Source organism: Streptomyces sp. NPDC101166 (assembly GCF_044768125.1).
Lineage (GTDB): Bacteria > Actinomycetota > Actinomycetes > Streptomycetales > Streptomycetaceae > Streptomyces.
On record NZ_JBIWPF010000319.1, the window covers coordinates 1 to 1,082 of the forward strand.

Sequence of the window (1,082 nt, forward strand, 5' to 3'; positions counted from 1 at the left end):
CTGCGGATACTGGGACGCTCCTCGCTCCTCCACACCGCAATGTCAGCTGATGTACGCCTTCTTCTCGGGCAGCAGCACCCTGAGCGGGGTGCGCTGACACGCGCCGACTCCTGCGTTGCCCTCCGCCCCCCGTTTTGGCGTATCGATGCTGGTCCGCTATATTGGACGACGGTCATCGACATGCTCTCCGGAGTTTCGGTGATCACCCCACATCGTTCTACCGAAGACCGTTGGTTGCTGCCGTCAGGCGGCTGAAGGTCCGGCGATATTGCCGGCGACCCACGCAGGGAGAGCCGAGGTCGGGAAACCCGCGAGAGATCGCGATCGTTTCTTGTACGCCCCGGGTTCGCTCTGCGACCGGGGCGTTAGCTTTGTCGCCGGCCCCTGTTGGCGGAACTCGGTAGTTCATACGAGAACCGACCATCCAGAGAGGAGGCGAAGTATGGCGAATTCTGAGAAGGTCACCGCGGTCGCGGAGATCACCGAGCAGTTCAAGGCGTCCACCGCGACGGTTGTCACGGAGTACCGCGGTCTGTCGGTCAGCAAGATCACCGAGCTGCGTCGTGCGCTCGGCGCGAACGCTACTTACTCCGTCGCCAAGAACACCCTGGTCAAGCGCGCTGCCGCCGAGGCGGGCGTGGCTGGCCTGGATGACTTGTTCGTCGGTCCGACCGCTATCACCTTCATCACCGGCGAGCCGGTCGAGGCCGCCAAGGCGCTGAAGGCGTTCGCCAAGGACAACAAGGCGCTCATCATCAAGGGCGGCTACATGGACGGCGCTGCGCTGTCCGTGGCCGAGGTCGAGCGCATCGCCGACCTCGAGTCGCGCGAGGTGCTGCTGGCCAAGCTGGCCGGCGCCATGAAGGGCAACCTGTCGAAGGCTGCCGGCCTGTTCGCCGCCCCCGGCAACCAGGTCGCGCGCCTCATGGCCGCGCTGCAGGAGAAGAAGCAGGCCGAGGGTGGCGCTGCCGCTCCGGCCGCCGACGCTGCTGCCGACGCCGAATAAGTCACTACCCCAAACCTATTCGTCACCGCCGCGCGGTGACGGAACTACCGAAAGGAAATATCAATGGCCAACGTTG

At 64.9% G+C, this 1,082-nt stretch carries 1 protein-coding gene; it reads left to right on the forward strand.

The window, feature by feature from the left end; translation table 11 throughout:
• The first annotated feature begins 442 nt into the window (after positions 1–442).
• A complete protein-coding gene (rplJ, locus tag ACIRS4_RS38765) occupies positions 443–1,006 on the forward strand; it encodes a 50S ribosomal protein L10 (RefSeq protein ID WP_357091081.1) in 564 nt (187 codons plus the stop codon).
• Positions 1,007–1,082 lie beyond the last annotated feature (76 nt).